This is a genomic window from Streptomyces sp. NPDC049577, from assembly GCF_040675635.1.
Lineage (GTDB): Bacteria > Actinomycetota > Actinomycetes > Streptomycetales > Streptomycetaceae > Streptomyces.
This window is the reverse complement of the sequence record NZ_JBFAPH010000142.1, coordinates 1-16,150: the sequence shown is the minus strand read 5'-3', so window position 1 is coordinate 16,150 and position 16,150 is coordinate 1. Positions and strand designations below refer to the sequence as shown.

The window sequence follows — 16,150 nt, the reverse complement described above, 5'->3', positions numbered from 1 at the left end:
CGCTCCAGGGCGACCCGCAGGGCCCGGTCGAGGGCGTTGACCGGGCCGTTGCCCTGCTTGGCCCAGAAGCCGCCGATGACGGGGGCGATGAGCATGGCGCGGAGGTAGACGGCCCAGAAGCCGCCGAAGGGGAGCTTGATCAGGAAGATGACGGCGAGGACGGCCAGGGCGAGGAGGAGGGCGCTGCCGAGGGCGCCTGCGCGCTTGTTCTGGGCGCCGGCGAGGCTGCGCCGGAGCTGGAAGGCGCCGAGCCAGAGCAGCACGCCGGGCAGGAAGAGCAGGCCGAAGAGGACCATGAGGAGGGTGAGCCGGGTGTCGCGCTGTTTCCGGATGCGGTTGGCGGCCAGGCAGTGCTCGACGATGACCTGGGGTTCGAGGCCGAAGGACTGGATGAGGGGTTTGCGGCCGGAGCCGAGCATGCGCTGCTGCACGGCGCGGGCGAAGGCTTCGCCGAGGTTGGGTTCGAAGAGGGAGATGCGGGGTGCTTTGACCTCGGAGGTGGCCCAGTCGGAGTTGGCCTTGAGGAGTTCGTCGGCCGGGCCGTCGCGGTAGGCGGCGGAGGCCAGGGCGAGGGTGGCGGCGGTTTCCGCCGCGCCGCCGGAGACCGGGATCTGTGCGCCCGGGCTGAAGTCGAAGCCGTCTGCCACTGCTGCCCCCCTGCCGAGCGTCCGGTGCGTCGGCTGTCCCCTTGCCGTGCGCCCGCGTGGTGCCGTCGCGAGCCGCTTGCTCAGGGTAATGGGGTGGGTGGCCACCTGTCGTGGGAGATCGTGAAAGCCGCCCGCTCCGGGGTGAGTTGGAGCGGGCGGCTTGCGAACTATGAGCCGTTCTGGGGTTGTTCGCGCATGCGGTCCGCCAGTTGCTGGGGCATGGGTTCGTGGCGGGCGTAGGAGCGGCTGAAGCGGCCGGTGCCGTGGGAGAGGGAGCGCAGGTCCACGGCGTAGCGGCCGATCTCGAGTTCGGGGACCTCGGCGCGGACGAGGGTGCGGCCGGCTCCGGACTGTTCGGTGCCGATGACGCGCCCGCGGCGGCCGGAGAGGTCGCTCATGACGGGGCCGACGTACGCGTCGCCGACCAGGACCTGGAGTTCGGCGACGGGTTCGAGGAGGTGGATGCGGGCCTCGGCGGCGGCTTCGCGCAGGGCGAGGGCGCCGGCGGTCTGGAAGGCTGCGTCGGAGGAGTCGACGGAGTGGGCCTTGCCGTCGACGAGGGTGACGCGGACGTCGACCAGGGGGTAACCGGCGGCCACGCCCTTGGCGGCCTGGGCGCGGACGCCCTTCTCCACGGAGGGGATGAACTGGCGGGGGACGGCGCCGCCGACGACCCGGTCGACGAATTCGATGCCGGAGCCGCCGGGCAGGGGCTCGACCTCGATCTCGCAGATGGCGTACTGGCCGTGACCGCCGGACTGTTTGACGTGGCGGCCGCGGCCGGTGGCCTTGGAGCCGAAGGTCTCGCGCAGGGAGACCTTGTGGGGAACGATGTCGACCTGGACTCCGTAGCGGGTGCGCAGGCGCTCCAGCGCGACGTCGCGGTGGGCCTCGCCCAGGCACCACAGGACGACCTGGTGGGTGTGCGGATTCTGCTCCAGGCGCATGGTGGGGTCCTCGGCGACGAGGCGCGCCAGGCCCTGGGAGAGCTTGTCCTCGTCGGCCTTGCTGTGGGCCTGGATGGCGACGGGCAGCAGCGGGTCCGGCATGAGCCAGGGTTCCATCAGCAGCGGGTCGCTCTTGTCGGAGAGGGTGTCGCCGGTCTCGGCACGGACGAGTTTGGCGACGGAGGCGATGTCGCCGGCGATGGCCCGGCCCAGCTGGCGCTGGTGCTTGCCGAAGGGGGAGGAGAGGGCGCCCACGCGCTCGTCGACGTCGTGGGCCTCGTGGCCGCGGTCCTCCAGGCCGTGGCCGGAGACGTGCACGGTCTCGTCGGGGCGCAGGGTGCCGGAGAAGACGCGGACGAGCGAGACGCGGCCGACGTAGGGGTCGGAGGCGGTCTTGACGACCTCGGCGGCGAGGGGACCGGCGGGGTCGCAGCTCAGCGGCGGGCGGGGGGTGCCGTCGGGGGTGGTGACGGTGGGCGCCTGGCGCTCGGGCGGGGTGGGGAAGCCGCCGGTGATCAGCTCCAGCAGCTCGACGGTGCCCAGGCCCTGGCGGGCGCCCTCGGGCGCGGGCGCGGCGGCCAGGACGGGGTGGAAGGTGCCCCGTGCCACGGCGCGTTCCAGGTCCTCGATGAGCGTCTTGACGTCGATCTCCTCGCCGCCGAGGTAGCGGTCCATGAGGGTCTCGTCCTCGCTCTCGGCGATGATGCCCTCGATGAGCCGGTTGCGGGCCTCCTCGATCAGCGGGAGCTGCTCGGCGGAGGGCGCGGTCTCGGCGCGTTCGCCGGAGGAGTAGTCGAAGACGCGCTGGGTGAGCAGTCCGATCAGGCCGGTGACGGGCCGGTGGCCGTCGGGGCCCTCGGGGCCGCGGAGCGGCAGGTAGAGGGGGAGCACGCCGTCGCCGGAGTCGCCGCCGAAGGCCGCGCGGCAGGTCTCCGTCACGCCCTCGAGGTCGGCGCGGGCCGCCTCCAGGTGGGTGACGACGATGGCACGGGGCATGCCGACGGCCGCGCACTCCTCCCACAGCATGCGGGTGGCGCCGCCGACGCCCTCGGCACCCTCGGCGGCGGATATCACGAAGAGGGCCGCGTCCGCGGCACGCAGACCGGCCCTGAGTTCGCCGACGAAGTCGGCGTAGCCGGGTGTGTCCAACAGGTTGATCTTGATTCCGGCCCATTCGACGGGCACCAGCGACAGCTGCACGGACCGCTGCTGGCGGTGCTCGATCTCGTCGTAGTCCGATACGGCCGCGCCGTCCTCGACGCGGCCGGCGCGCTGGACCGCGCCGGTGGTCAGGGCCAGGGCCTCCACCAGGGTGGTCTTCCCGGCGCCGCTGTGGCCGACCAGCACCACGTTCCGGATGTCCCCGGGCCGGTCGGCCGTCACTGCTCTGCCCGCGGCCCCTGGGTGTGTCGTCGTCTTGTCGCCCATGTGTCTCGCCTCCCGGTCGTCGACACCTGCGTCCTTCGAGCTTTCCACCGTGGTCACGCTGCGTCCATACGTCGCACACGGGGGCGCAACCGTCCGCCCCCGGCGCGTGCGGGCGGTGGGCGGCGCGCGGCGGGCACGTCACCTGCGGCGGCGGGCGGGAGGGCGGTGTGCGCGCCGGGCGCTCGGGCGGCCTGGCTACGATGGGCCAGCCGGGGGCCTTCTCCGACCTCCCGGCCCGCACACAACCCTTCGGGAAGGCCATGCTGAACAAGTACGCGCGTGCGTTCTTCACGCGTGTTCTCACACCGTTCGCCGCCCTGCTCATCCGCCTCGGCGTCAGCCCCGACGCGGTGACCCTCGTCGGGACCGGCGGTGTGATCGCGGGAGCGCTGGCCTTCTATCCCCGGGGCGAGTTCTTCTGGGGCACGGTCGTTATCACCCTGTTCGTCTTCTCGGACCTGGTCGACGGCAACATGGCCCGTCAGCTGGGGCGCTCCAGCCGGTGGGGGGCCTTCCTCGACTCGACGCTCGACCGGGTCGCCGACGCGGCGATCTTCGGCGGACTGGCGCTGTGGTACGCGGGCCGGGGCGACAGTCTGACGCTGTGTGCGGTGTCCATCTTCTGTCTGGCCAGCGGGCAGGTCGTCTCGTACACCAAGGCGCGTGGCGAGAGCATCGGGCTGCCGGTGAACGTCAACGGTCTGGTGGAGCGCGCCGAGCGGCTCGTGATCTCCCTGGTGGCCTGCGGCCTCTCCGGACTGCACACGTTCGGTGTGCCGCACATCCAGATCCTGCTGCCCATCGCCCTGTGGGCCGTCGCGGTCGGCAGCCTGGTCACGCTGGTCCAGCGCGTGGTCACGGTGCGCCGCGAGGCCGCCGAGGCGGATGCCGCGCTGACGGCCGGCGGAGGGGAGAACGGATGAGGGAACGGCTTACCGACACGCTGTACGGGCTGGGCTGGAGCACGGTCAAGCAGCTGCCCGAGCCGGTGGCCGCCGCGCTCGGCCGGCGGATCGCCGACCTGGCCTGGAAGCGGCGCGGCAAGGGCGTGCTGCGCCTGGAGGCCAATCTGGCCCGGGTCCTGCCGGACGCGGGGCCGGGCCGGCTGGCCGAGCTGTCCCGGGCGGGCATGCGCTCCTACATGCGCTACTGGATGGAGTCCTTCCGGCTGCCGACGTGGAGCGAGGACCGCATCCGCCACGGCTTCGAGCCGGACGGCCTGCACCATCTCGAAGAGGCACTGGCGTCCGGGCGGGGCGTCGTGCTGGCCCTGCCGCACATGGGCAACTACGACCTGGCCGGGGCCTGGGTGCCCACCAGGCTGGGCGTGCCGTTCACCACCGTGGCCGAGCGGCTGAAGCCCGAGTCGCTCTACGACCGCTTCGTCGCCTACCGCGAGGGCCTCGGTATGGAGGTCCTGCCGCACGCGGGCGGCAGCGCCTTCGGCATCCTGGCCCGCAGGCTGCGCGCCGGTGGACTGGTCTGTCTGGTGGCCGACCGGGATCTGTCCTCCTCGGGCATAGAGGTGAAGTTCTTCGGCGAGGCGGCCAAGATGCCGGCCGGCCCCGCGATGCTCGCGGTGAGCACCGGCGCCGCACTGCTGCCGGTGACCCTCTGGTACGACCGGTCGCCGGTGATGCGGGGCCGGGTGCACGGCCCGATCGAGGTGCCGGACACGGGGACCCGCGCGGAGAAGGCCGCGCTGATGACCCAGCAGCTGGCGGACGCCTTCGCCTCCGGCATCGCCGAGCACCCGCAGGACTGGCACATGCTCCAGCGGCTGTGGCTCGCCGACCTCGAACCGCGCGCGAACGACGAGAGCGGAACGGAGACCCCTTGAGGATCGGCATCGTCTGTCCCTACTCCTGGGACGTGCCCGGCGGGGTGCAGTTCCACATCCGCGACCTGGCCGAGCACCTGATCCGGCTGGGCCACGAGGTGTCGGTGCTGGCGCCGGCCGACGACGACACGCCGCTGCCGCCGTTCGTGGTCTCCGCCGGGCGGGCCGTGCCCGTTCCGTACAACGGCTCGGTGGCCCGGCTGAACTTCGGCTTCCTCTCCGCCGCGCGCGTGCGCCGCTGGCTGCACGAGGGGGACTTCGACGTCATCCACATCCACGAACCGACCTCTCCCTCCCTGGGCCTGCTGGCCTGCTGGGCCGCGCAGGGCCCGATCGTGGCCACGTTCCACACCTCCAATCCCCGCTCCCGCGCGATGATCGCGGCCTATCCCATCCTCCAGCCCGCCCTGGAGAAGATCAGCGCCCGGATCGCGGTGAGCGAATACGCCCGGCGCACCCTGGTCGAGCACCTGGGGGGCGACGCGGTCGTCATCCCCAACGGCGTCGACGTCGACTTCTTCGCCCGCGCCGAACCGCACCCCGACTGGACCGGCACCGGCGCCGGCGACGGCGCCGAGGGCACCGGGGACGCCGCGCGGCCGGCCACCATCGGCTTCATCGGCCGCATCGACGAGCCCCGCAAGGGCCTGCCCGTCCTGATGCGCGCCCTGCCCAAGATCCTCGCCGCCCGCCCGGGCACCCGGCTGCTGGTCGCCGGGCGCGGCGACGAGCAGGAGGCCGTCGCGGGCCTGCCACCCGAGATGCGCCCGAACGTGGAGTTCCTCGGGATGGTCAGCGACGAGGACAAGGCGCGGCTGCTGCGCAGCGTCGACCTGTACGTGGCCCCCAACACGGGTGGCGAGTCCTTCGGCATCATCCTGGTCGAGGCGATGTCCGCGGGCGTGCCCGTGCTCGCCAGCGACCTGGACGCCTTCGCCCAGGTCCTCGACCGGGGGACGGCGGGCGAGCTGTTCGCCAACGAGGACGCCGACGCGCTGGCCGCGGCCGCGGTGCGGCTCCTGGGCGACCCCGCCCGCCGGGCCGAGCTGAGCGAGCGGGGCAGCACGCACGTCCGCCGCTTCGACTGGTCCACGGTCGGTGCGGACATCCTTGCCGTCTACGAGACGGTGACGGCCGGAGCGGCCTCGGTCGCCACTGACGAACGCACCGGCCTCCGGGCCCGTCTGGGCCTGGCCAGGGACTAGCCGGGGCCCGGCCGTCAGGCCGCGTCCCGCATCTGCCGCGCCTCCGGCTCCTCCGGTGCCGGTATCGCCGGCGCCGGCCTCGCGCCGAACAGCGGCAAGCCGTGCCGGTCGCGGAAGGCGCGGCTGCGGCGGACGGACACCACCGCGACCAGGACCAGCAGCCCGATCGACTGGAAGCGGCCGAGCAGCGGCACCACGTCCACCGGCAGGAACAGCGCCCATATGACCGTCAGCGCGGCGTCCAGCAGCTGGCCGCCGGCCCATATCACCGTCAGCCCGCGCAGCGCCTCCCGGTACTCCGGGACTTCCCTCCAGGCCCGCTCCGCCTCGGCGGTGGCCGGGCCGGCGCGCAGCCGGCTGCCGAACTGGAAGGCGAACGGGCGGGCGGCGAGCAGGCTGCCCAGGATCCACAGCCCCAGGACGGCCGGCAGCGCGGCGTCCTTCAGCAGCAGCACCCGCGGATCTCCGCTGATCAGAGATGTCGCCGCCGAGACGGCCAGCAGGGCCACGACGAACAGGTCGAAGAACTCCGCGCGCCGCCGCCGGACTGCCGTGACCACGGCGTGGGCGGCCGGTATCACGCCGCTCAGCAGCAGCGCCTGCCACGGGGCCACGCCCTGGGCCCGCAGCCCGTAGTACGCGGCCAGCGGCAGCAGGACGTCGACCGTCAGGGGGAGGAAGAGGGGGGACCAGGAGCGCGATGCCATGCCGTGCCTCCAGCGGTGCGGTGACGCGATCCCCGGGCGGGACCTCGTACATCGACGGTAGGGACGGGCCGGGTGGGCGCGGATCGGAGCCCGGGTCGATTTCCGTGGGCCCGGCTCCACCCCCTCGTCCACCCACGGGTGGAGCGGACCCCCTCCGCCGGGCCGGTACTGTGGCCCGGCGTGACCACACTCATCTGGATCGCGGCCGCGCTGGTCGTCATCGGCGTCTATCTGAGCTGGACGGCTGGCCGGCTGGACCGGCTGCACAGCCGCATCGACGCCGCGCGCGCGGCCCTCGACGCCCAGCTGCTGCGCCGGGCCTCCGTCGCCCAGGAACTGGCCACCGCCGGCGTCCTCGACCCGGCGTCCTCGATCGTCCTCTACCAGGCCGCGCACGCCGCCCGGCAGGCCGAGGAGGAGCAGCGCGAGGTCGCCGAGAGCGAGCTGAGCCAGGCGCTGCGCGCGGTGTTCCCGGAGGGACCGCAGGTCGACGCGGTCCGGGAGGCGCCGGGCGGCGAGGAGTCGCTGGGGGAGCTGGCCCAGGCGGTGCGCCGGGTGCCGATGGCGCGGCGGTTCCACAACGACGCGGTGCGCGCGGCGCGGGCCGTGCGCCGGCACCGGGTGGTGCGCTGGTTCCGGCTCGCCGGGCACGCGCCGTTCCCGATGGCCTTCGAGATGGACGACGAGCCGCCGACCGCATTCGGGGAGCGGAGGAGCCACTGACCTTCAATTGGCCCTTTTTCGGGGCTGGACGGGCTGGGTTTGATAGCCAACGCAGCATTACCGGCCCTTCACAGTGAGGTCACATCGTGTCCAGCGAGACCACCAGCACCCCGCAGACCCCCGAGACCGGCACCGCGCGCGTCAAGCGCGGCATGGCCGAGCAGCTCAAGGGCGGTGTGATCATGGACGTGGTCACCCCGGAGCAGGCCAAGATCGCCGAGGACGCCGGCGCGGTCGCCGTCATGGCCCTGGAGCGGGTGCCCGCGGACATCCGCAAGGACGGCGGCGTGGCCCGCATGTCCGACCCGGACATGATCGAGGGCATCATCAACGCCGTGTCCATCCCGGTCATGGCCAAGTCCCGCATCGGTCACTTCGTCGAGGCCCAGGTGCTGCAGTCCCTCGGTGTCGACTACATCGACGAGTCCGAGGTCCTCACCCCCGCCGACGAGGTCAACCACAGCGACAAGTGGGCGTTCACCACCCCCTTCGTCTGCGGTGCCACCAACCTGGGCGAGGCCCTGCGCCGCATCGCCGAGGGCGCGGCCATGATCCGCTCCAAGGGCGAGGCCGGCACCGGCAACGTCGTCGAGGCGGTCCGCCACCTGCGCCAGATCAAGAACGAGATCGCCAAGCTGCGCGGCTTCGACAACCACGAGCTGTACGCCGCCGCCAAGGAGCTGCGCGCCCCGTACGAGCTGGTCAAGGAGGTCGCCGAGCTCGGCAAGCTGCCGGTCGTGCTGTTCTCCGCCGGTGGTGTGGCCACCCCGGCCGACGCCGCGCTGATGCGCCAGCTCGGCGCCGAGGGCGTCTTCGTCGGCTCCGGCATCTTCAAGTCGGGCGACCCGGCCAAGCGCGCCGCCGCCATCGTGAAGGCCACCACCTTCTACGACGACCCGAAGATCATCGCGGACGCGTCCCGCAACCTGGGCGAGGCCATGGTCGGCATCAACTGCGACACCCTCCCCGAGGCCGAGCGCTACGCCAACCGCGGCTGGTAACACGCGAAGAGCAGTGGGCGGCCCGCGGCAGGACGGCGGGCCGCCCGCGGCCGTCCGTCCCGCAGGTCCTTTCGAAAGGCAGCACACCGTGTCCACCCCCACCATCGGCGTCCTCGCCCTCCAGGGCGACGTCCGCGAGCACCTCATCGCCCTCGCGGCGGCCGACGCCCTGGGCCGCCCGGTCCGCCGGCCCGAGGAGCTCGCCGAGGTCGACGGCCTGGTGATACCCGGCGGCGAGTCGACCACCATGTCCAAGCTCGCGGTCGCCTTCGGCATGATCGAGCCGCTGCGCGAGCGGGTGCGGGCCGGCCTGCCGGTCTACGGCACCTGCGCCGGTATGATCATGGTCGCGGACAAGCTGCTCGACGGCAGGGAAGACCAGGAGACCCTCGGCGGCATCGACATGATCGTGCGCCGCAACGCCTTCGGCCGGCAGAACGAGTCGTTCGAGGCGGCCATCGAGATGGCCGGCATCGAGGGCGGCCCGGTCGAGGGCGTCTTCATCCGCGCCCCCTGGGTGGAGTCCACGGGCGCCGGCACCGAGGTGCTGGCCACCTACGACGGCCACACGGTCGCCGTGCGCCAGGGCAACGTCCTGGCCACCTCCTTCCACCCGGAACTCACCGGCGACCACCGCGTGCACGCCCTGTTCGTGGACATGGTGCGCGCCACGCAGTGACGAGATCCCGGTAGGATCTCGGTGTTCGTTTCGTAAACGGGTTACGCGAAGAAGGAGACAGGCGAGATGTCCGGCCACTCTAAATGGGCTACGACGAAGCACAAGAAGGCCGTGATCGACGCCAAGCGCGGCAAGCTCTTCGCGAAGCTGATCAAGAACATCGAGGTCGCGGCCCGCATGGGCGGCGTCGACCTCGAGGGCAACCCGACGCTGTACGACGCCGTCCAGAAGGCGAAGAAGCAGTCGGTCCCGAACAAGAACATCGACTCCGCGATCAAGCGCGGTGGCGGGCTCGAGGCCGGTGGCGCCGACTACGAGACGATCATGTACGAGGGCTACGGCCCGAACGGCGTCGCGGTGCTCATCGAGTGCCTCACCGACAACCGCAACCGCGCCGCCTCCGACGTGCGCGTCGCCATGACCCGCAACGGCGGCTCGATGGCCGACCCGGGCTCGGTGTCCTACCTCTTCAACCGCAAGGGCGTCATCATCGTCCCCAAGGGCGAGCTCACCGAGGACGACGTGCTCGGCGCCGTCCTGGACGCCGGTGCCGAGGAGGTCAACGACCTCGGCGAGAACTTCGAGGTCATCAGCGAGGCCACCGACCTGGTCGCGGTCCGTACCGCGCTCCAGGAGGCCGGCATCGACTACGACTCCGCCGAGGCCAACTTCGTCCCCACCATGCAGGTGGAGCTCGACGAGGAGGCCGCGCGGAAGATCTTCAAGCTGATCGACGCGCTGGAGGACAGCGACGACGTGCAGAACGTCTTCGCCAACTTCGACGTCTCCGACGACGTCATGGCGAAGGTCGACGCCTGACGCAGCCGATGACGACGGGCCGACGGGAGATCTCCCGTCGGCCCGTCGTGTTGTCGCTGCCGGGCGTTGTCAGTGGCGGCCGATAGCCTGCCGGAACAGTTGACCGAAGGGAGGGGCGCGATGCGGGTGCTGGGGGTGGACCCGGGGCTCACGCGCTGCGGCGTCGGAGTGGTCGAGGGCGTCGCGGGTCGCCCGCTGCGCATGGTCGGAGTCGGCGTCGTCCGCACCCCGGCCGAATCCGAGGTCGCCGAGCGCCTCGTCCTCATAGAGCAGGGCATCGAGCGCTGGCTCGACGAGCACCGGCCCGAGTACGTCGCCGTGGAGCGCGTCTTCAGCCAGCACAACGTCCGCACCGTCATGGGCACCGCCCAGGCCAGCGCGGTCGCCATGCTCTGCGCGGCCCGCCGGGGCCTGCCGGTCGCGCTGCACACCCCCAGCGAGGTCAAGGCCGCCGTCACCGGCAGCGGCCGGGCGGACAAGGCGCAGGTCGGGGCGATGGTCACCCGGCTGCTCCGGCTCGACGCGCCGCCCAGACCCGCCGACGCGGCCGACGCCCTCGCGCTCGCCATCTGCCACATCTGGCGCGGCCCGGCCACCAACCGCCTGCAGCAGGCCGTCGCCGCCCACCGCCGCACCACCCGAGAGGGCATCGCATGATCTCCTTCGTCACCGGCCCCGTGGCCGCCCTCGCGCCGGACACCGCCGTCATCGAGGTCGGCGGCGTGGGCATGGCCGTCCAGTGCACGCCGAACACGCTCTCGCGGCTGCGGATCGGCGAACCGGCCCGGCTGGCCACCTCGCTGGTGGTCCGTGAGGACTCCCTGACGCTCTACGGCTTCGCCGACGACGACGAGCGCCAGACCTTCGAACTGCTCCAGACCGCCAGCGGCGTCGGCCCGCGCCTCGCGCAGGCCATGCTCGCCGTGCACAGCCCCGACGCCCTGCGCCGCGCGTTCGCCGCCGGCGACGAGAAGGCGCTCACCGCCGTGCCGGGCATCGGCAAGAAGGGCGCCCAGAAGCTGCTGCTGGAGCTGAAGGACCGCCTGGGCGAGCCGGTCGCCTCCGGCGCGGGCGCCCCCGTCGCCGCACCGGCCGCGGGCTGGCGCGACCAGCTGCACGCGGCGCTGGTCGGGCTCGGCTATGCCGGGCGCGAGGCGGACGAGGCGGTCACGGCGGTCGCGCCGCAGGCGGAGGCGGTCGCCGCCGAGGGCGGCACGCCGCAGGTGGGGCAGCTGCTGAGAGCGGCGCTCCAGAGCCTCAACCGGGCGCGCTGAGAACCGGCCCGGCCGGGAACCGGCCGGGCCGCGCAACCCACCACCCGCACAGAATTCGAGAGGCATTCGCGCCGTGAACTGGGACGACACCACCCCCGTCGGCGACCGCGTCGTCGGCGCCGCCGCCGACCGGGAGGACCAGGCCGTGGAGGCCGCGCTGCGGCCCAAGGACCTCGGCGAGTTCGTGGGGCAGGAGCGGGTCAGGGAGCAGCTCGACCTCGTGCTGCGCGCCGCGCGCGCCCGCGGCGGCACCGCCGACCACGTGCTGCTGTCCGGCGCCCCGGGCCTGGGGAAGACCACCCTGTCCATGATCATCGCCGCGGAGATGGGCGCGCCCATCCGCATCACCTCCGGCCCCGCGATCCAGCACGCCGGCGACCTCGCCGCGATCCTCTCCTCCCTCACCGAGGGCGAGGTCCTCTTCCTCGACGAGATCCACCGCATGTCCCGGCCCGCCGAGGAGATGCTGTACATGGCCATGGAGGACTTCCGGGTCGACGTCGTCGTCGGCAAGGGCCCCGGCGCCACCGCCATCCCGCTGGAGCTGCCGCCCTTCACCCTGGTCGGTGCCACCACCCGGGCCGGCCTGCTGCCGCCCCCGCTGCGCGACCGTTTCGGCTTCACCGGCCACATGGAGTTCTACGCCCCGGCCGAGCTCCAGCGCGTCGTCCACCGCTCGGCCCGGCTGCTCGACGTGGTCGTGGACGACGAGGGCGCCGCCGAGATCGCCGGCCGCTCCCGCGGCACCCCCCGCATCGCCAACCGGCTGCTGCGCCGCGTGCGCGACTACGCGCAGGTCAAGGCCGACGGAGTGATCACCAGGTCGGTGGCCGCGCAGGCCCTGGAGGTCTACGAGGTGGACGCGCGCGGCCTGGACCGGCTGGACCGCGCCGTGCTCACGGCCCTGCTGGGGCTCTTCGGCGGTGGCCCGGTCGGCCTGTCCACCCTCGCCGTCGCGGTCGGCGAGGAGCGCGAGACGGTCGAGGAGGTCGCCGAACCGTTCCTGGTGCGGGAGGGCCTGCTGGCCCGTACGCCCAGGGGCCGGATCGCCACCCCGGCGGCCTGGTCGCACCTGGGGATGGTGCCGCCCCGGCAGGCCGCGGGCGGCCCGGGCCAGGACGGGCTCTTCGCCGGGTGACGGCGCGGGTACTGGTCGGCTCAGGAACCGGGGTGCCATGCTGGACGTTGTTCCATCACGTCGGACTCGCCTAGACTCCGCCGATGCCGTCCGTACCGTGCGGCATACCACCCCCGTAGACCAGGCCGCGCCCCCCGCGGTCGTGTGAAGGAAACCCCGTCCCGTGAATATCGTGACTCTCCTGCCGTTCATCGTGCTCATCGGGGCCATGTTCCTGATGACCCGGTCGGCCAAGAACAAGCAGCGCCAGGCCGCCCAGATGCGCGACCACATGCAGCCGGGTACCGGTGTCCGGACGATCGGCGGCATGTACGCCACCGTCAAGGAGATCAACGAGGACACCGTCCTGCTGGAGGTCGCCCCGGGCGTTCACGCGATCTACGCGAAGAACGCCATCGGCGCCGTGCTCGAGGACGCCGAGTACAACCGCATCGTCCACGGCATCGAGCCGGAGGCGACGGTCGTTCCGGACGACGCCTCCGCGCTGACCGAGGCCGAGGACGTCAAGCCCGAGGACAAGAAGATCGACCTGGGCAAGGACACCGGCGCGGACGCCGCCGAGGACTCCGCGAAGCCCGCGGAGGAGACCGCCGAGCAGGCCGACACGCCCAAGAAGGCGGACGAGTCGTCCGACTCCGGGGCGAAGGACACCAAGCGCGAGGGCGACGGCGACGCCAAGTAGCCAGGTCACGGAACCGCGGAGCACCCACTGAGCGGTGCGCCGCGGTTCCGTTACGGTCTAGGCTCCGGCGGGGGGCAGGTCCCCACAACATTGAGTGGCCGCCCGGCGGACACACCCGACGCCCGGCGGTTGGACAGGGAGAAACGACAAGGTGGCAGCACCGAAGAAGGGCCGCAGGTCCCCGGGCGGCCAGGGCAGGCCGGGCAGAGTCCTGGCCCTCATCCTGATCGCCATGGTGGCGCTCACCGGGGGGATGTTCGCCTCCGGGCACACCACGCCGCGGCTGGGCATCGACCTCGCGGGCGGTACCAGCTTCACGCTGGAGGCCAAGAACCAGCCCGGCAAGCCCAACGCGATCAACGAGACCAACATGAACACCGCCGTCGGCATCATCGAGCGGCGTGTGAACGGTCTCGGCGTGACCGAGTCCGAGGTCCAGACGCAGGGCGGCAAGCACATCATCGTGAACATCCCCAAGGGGACGAACGCGAAGCAGGCCCGTCAGCAGGTCGGCACCACCGCGCAGCTGGGCTTCAGGCCCGTACTGTCCGTGGCCCCCGGTGGCAAGGAGCCCCAGCCCGCGCCGAGCCCGAGCGCCTCGGCGAACGGCAAGGGTGACGCGTCCAAGGACAAGGGCGGCGACAAGAGCGGCTCCACGGCCAAGCCGTCCGGTTCGGCCGCCCCGTCGGCGAGCGCCAGCACCCAGGGCCGCCCCGTCACCGACGCCCTGAAGGCCGACGGTCCCGCGACCCCGAAGGCGACGGCCTCCGTCTCCTCCGGCGAGTCGGCGACCCCGTCCGACGACAAGAACGGCAAGAAGAGCGACAAGGACCAGAAGGGCGACAAGTCCGACAAGTCCGCGCAGGGTGCGAAGAAGGACGACAAGACGTCCCCCGCCCCCAGCCCGTCGCCCACCGACATGGCGTCGCTGCAGAACAAGCTCGCCGCGGTGGACTGCTCCACCAAGGAAGGCCGTTCCAAGGCGAGCGAGGCGGCCGCCAACACCCCGGCCGAGCAGCCGATCGTCGCCTGCCGCAAGGACGGCCAGACCAAGGAGATCCTCGGTCCCGTCTCCGTCGAGGGCACCGGCGTCGACGAGGCCAACGCCGTCTTCGACAGCCAGCGCGGCCAGGGGTGGCTCGTCCAGCTGAAGTTCACCTCCGGCGGCTCCAAGAAGTTCGCCACGGTCACCGGCCAGCTGGCCGGCAAGCCCGCCCCGCAGAACCAGTTCGCGATCGTCCTGGACGGCGAGGTCGTCTCCGACCCGTCCGTGAACCAGTCGATCACCGGCGGCCAGGCCGAGATCTCCGGCGGCTTCACCCAGCAGAGCGCCCAGGACCTCGCCAACGTGCTGTCGTACGGCGCCCTGCCGCTCTCCTTCGACGTCGTCAACGAGACGACCGTCACCGCCGCGCTCGGCGGCGAGCAGCTGCACGCCGGTCTCCTCGCCGGCGCCATCGGCCTCGGACTGGTGATCATCTACCTGGTGGTCTACTACCGCGGTCTCGCGCTCGTGGCCCTCGCGAGCCTCCTGTGCTCCGCGATCCTCACCTACGTGATCATGGTTCTGCTCGGCCCGGCCATCGGCTTCGCGCTGAACCTGCCGGCCGTCTGCGGTGCCATCGTGGCGATCGGCATCACCGCCGACTCCTTCATCGTGTACTTCGAGCGCATCCGCGACGAGATCCGCGAGGGCCGCACCCTGCGCCCCGCCGTGGAGCGCGGCTGGCCGCGCGCCCGCCGCACGATCCTCGTGTCGGACTTCGTCTCCTTCCTCGCCGCCGCGGTGCTCTTCATCGTCACCGTCGGCAAGGTGCAGGGCTTCGCGTTCACCCTCGGTCTGACCACCCTGCTCGACGTCGTGGTGGTCTTCTTCTTCACCAAGCCGCTCATGACGCTCCTCGCCCGCCGCAAGTTCTTCGCCAGCGGTCACCCCTGGTCCGGACTGGACCCCAAGCGGCTCGGCGCCCGCCCGCCGCTGCGGTCCTCCCGCCGTCGCCCCTCCGCCACCGTCGACCCGAAGGAGGCGTGAGATGTCGCGACTCGGCACCCTCGGCGCCCGGCTCTACCGCGGCGAGGTCGGATACGACTTCGTCGGCAAGCGGAAGATCTGGTACGGCATCTCGATCCTCATCACCATCACGGCCATCGTCGGCCTGGCGGTGCGCGGCCTGAACATGGGCATCGAGTTCTCCGGCGGCGCGGTCTTCACCACCCCCGGCACCTCCGTCTCGGCCGACCAGGCCAAGCGGGTGGCCCAGGACACCTCCGGCCACACCGCCATCGTCCAGAAGCTGGGCGACGGCAAGCTGCGCGTCCAGGTCAGCGAGCTCACCACCGAGCAGTCGCGGACCACCCAGGCCGCGCTGGCCAAGAAGCTGAACGTCCCGGTGGAGAAGGTCAACACCGACATCGTCGGCCCCAGCTGGGGCGACCAGATCGCCAACAAGGCCTGGACCGGCCTGGCGATCTTCATGATCCTCGTGGTGATCTACCTCGCCATCGCCTTCGAATGGCGGATGGCGATCGCCGCCCTGATCGCCCTGGTCCACGACCTCACCATCACCGTCGGCGTCTACGCGCTGGTCGGCTTCGAGGTCACCCCCGGTACGGTCATCGGTCTGCTCACCATCCTCGGTTACTCCCTCTACGACACCGTCGTCGTCTTCGACGGCCTGAAGGAGAGCTCGAAGGACATCACCAAGCAGACCCGCTTCACCTACAGCGAGATCGCCAACCGCAGCCTCAACGGCACCCTGGTGCGTTCGATCAACACCACGGTCGTCGCGCTGCTGCCGGTCGCCGGCCTGCTGTTCATCGGCGGCGGCTTCCTCGGCGCGGGCATGCTCAACGACATCTCGCTCGCCCTCTTCGTCGGCCTCGCCGCCGGCGCCTACTCCTCGATCTTCATCGCGACCCCGCTGGTCGCCGAGTTCAAGGAGCGCGACCCCCGGATGAAGGCCCTGACCAAGCGGGTACCGGCGCGCCGCGCCGGCTCCGAGGCCCAGGGAGAGTCCGGCGACGACGCCGTCCCGTCGGCGGAGGGCGTCGCGGACGACG

15 protein-coding genes and 1 pseudogene are annotated in these 16,150 nt (G+C 72.1%); 13 read left to right on the top strand and 3 right to left on the bottom strand.

Annotated elements, in window-relative coordinates:
* Together AB0K09_RS17570 and AB0K09_RS17565 are read right to left on the bottom strand one after the other, a co-directional pair.
* Positions 1 to 647 (bottom strand): annotated as a pseudogene (locus AB0K09_RS17570) (hypothetical protein); the annotation flags it as partial.
* Between the two features lie 167 nt (positions 648 to 814).
* A complete protein-coding gene (locus AB0K09_RS17565; protein WP_366066270.1) occupies positions 815 to 3,022 on the bottom strand; it encodes an elongation factor G-like protein EF-G2 in 2,208 nt (735 codons plus the stop codon).
* Positions 3,023 to 3,282: 260 nt separating this feature from the next.
* Between AB0K09_RS17565 and pgsA the strand changes: the two genes are divergently transcribed.
* Genes pgsA through AB0K09_RS17550 form a run of 3 tightly spaced genes read left to right on the top strand, consistent with a single transcriptional unit; the run spans position 3,283 to position 6,067 of the window.
* A complete protein-coding gene (pgsA, locus tag AB0K09_RS17560) occupies positions 3,283 to 3,945 on the top strand; it encodes a phosphatidylinositol phosphate synthase (protein ID WP_366066269.1) in 663 nt (220 codons plus the stop codon).
* On the top strand, positions 3,942 to 4,862 hold the full coding sequence (locus tag AB0K09_RS17555; protein ID WP_366066268.1) for a phosphatidylinositol mannoside acyltransferase: 921 nt from the start codon (positions 3,942 to 3,944) through the stop codon (positions 4,860 to 4,862). Before pgsA ends, AB0K09_RS17555 begins: the two co-directional genes overlap by 4 nt.
* Entirely contained in the window at positions 4,859 to 6,067 is a 1,209-nt protein-coding gene (locus AB0K09_RS17550; RefSeq protein ID WP_366066267.1) for a glycosyltransferase family 4 protein, read from the top strand. The genes AB0K09_RS17555 and AB0K09_RS17550 overlap by 4 nt, the downstream gene beginning before the upstream one ends.
* A 14-nt stretch (positions 6,068 to 6,081) precedes the next feature.
* On the opposite strand, the gene AB0K09_RS17545 is transcribed toward AB0K09_RS17550, so the two are convergent.
* Positions 6,082 to 6,774 carry a VC0807 family protein gene (locus AB0K09_RS17545; protein WP_366066266.1) on the bottom strand — a complete coding sequence of 231 codons (693 nt, stop codon included), beginning with the start codon at positions 6,772 to 6,774 and terminating at the stop codon, positions 6,082 to 6,084.
* Between the two features lie 180 nt (positions 6,775 to 6,954).
* On the opposite strand from AB0K09_RS17545, the gene AB0K09_RS17540 reads away from it, so the two are divergent.
* From AB0K09_RS17540 to secF, 10 genes are all read left to right on the top strand, one after another.
* Entirely contained in the window at positions 6,955 to 7,497 is a 543-nt protein-coding gene (locus AB0K09_RS17540) for a hypothetical protein (protein WP_366066265.1), read from the top strand.
* 86 nt (positions 7,498 to 7,583) lie between these two features.
* Complete coding sequence (gene pdxS, locus AB0K09_RS17535) at positions 7,584 to 8,498, top strand: pyridoxal 5'-phosphate synthase lyase subunit PdxS (protein ID WP_366066264.1); 915 nt, start codon at positions 7,584 to 7,586, stop codon at positions 8,496 to 8,498.
* Positions 8,499 to 8,586: 88 nt separating this feature from the next.
* Complete coding sequence (pdxT, locus tag AB0K09_RS17530; protein WP_366066263.1) at positions 8,587 to 9,177, top strand: pyridoxal 5'-phosphate synthase glutaminase subunit PdxT; 591 nt, start codon at positions 8,587 to 8,589, stop codon at positions 9,175 to 9,177.
* A gap of 66 nt (positions 9,178 to 9,243) precedes the next feature.
* On the top strand, positions 9,244 to 9,996 hold the full coding sequence (locus AB0K09_RS17525) for a YebC/PmpR family DNA-binding transcriptional regulator (protein WP_366066262.1): 753 nt from the start codon (positions 9,244 to 9,246) through the stop codon (positions 9,994 to 9,996).
* 120 nt (positions 9,997 to 10,116) lie between these two features.
* Entirely contained in the window at positions 10,117 to 10,653 is a 537-nt protein-coding gene (gene ruvC, locus AB0K09_RS17520; protein ID WP_366066261.1) for a crossover junction endodeoxyribonuclease RuvC, read from the top strand.
* A complete protein-coding gene (gene ruvA / locus AB0K09_RS17515) occupies positions 10,650 to 11,270 on the top strand; it encodes a Holliday junction branch migration protein RuvA (protein ID WP_366066260.1) in 621 nt (206 codons plus the stop codon). The genes ruvC and ruvA overlap by 4 nt, the downstream gene beginning before the upstream one ends.
* Positions 11,271 to 11,343: 73 nt before the next feature.
* Positions 11,344 to 12,408, top strand: a complete 1,065-nt coding sequence (ruvB, locus tag AB0K09_RS17510) for a Holliday junction branch migration DNA helicase RuvB (protein ID WP_366066259.1) — start codon at positions 11,344 to 11,346, stop codon at positions 12,406 to 12,408.
* 163 nt (positions 12,409 to 12,571) lie between these two features.
* Positions 12,572 to 13,090, top strand: coding sequence for a preprotein translocase subunit YajC (yajC, locus tag AB0K09_RS17505; RefSeq protein WP_366066258.1), 519 nt, complete (start codon positions 12,572 to 12,574; stop codon positions 13,088 to 13,090).
* A gap of 151 nt (positions 13,091 to 13,241) precedes the next feature.
* On the top strand, positions 13,242 to 15,122 hold the full coding sequence (gene secD, locus AB0K09_RS17500) for a protein translocase subunit SecD (protein WP_366066257.1): 1,881 nt from the start codon (positions 13,242 to 13,244) through the stop codon (positions 15,120 to 15,122).
* Position 15,123: 1 nt separating this feature from the next.
* On the top strand, positions 15,124 to 16,150 hold a 1,027-nt coding region (gene secF / locus AB0K09_RS17495; RefSeq protein ID WP_366066255.1), incomplete at its 3' end, for a protein translocase subunit SecF.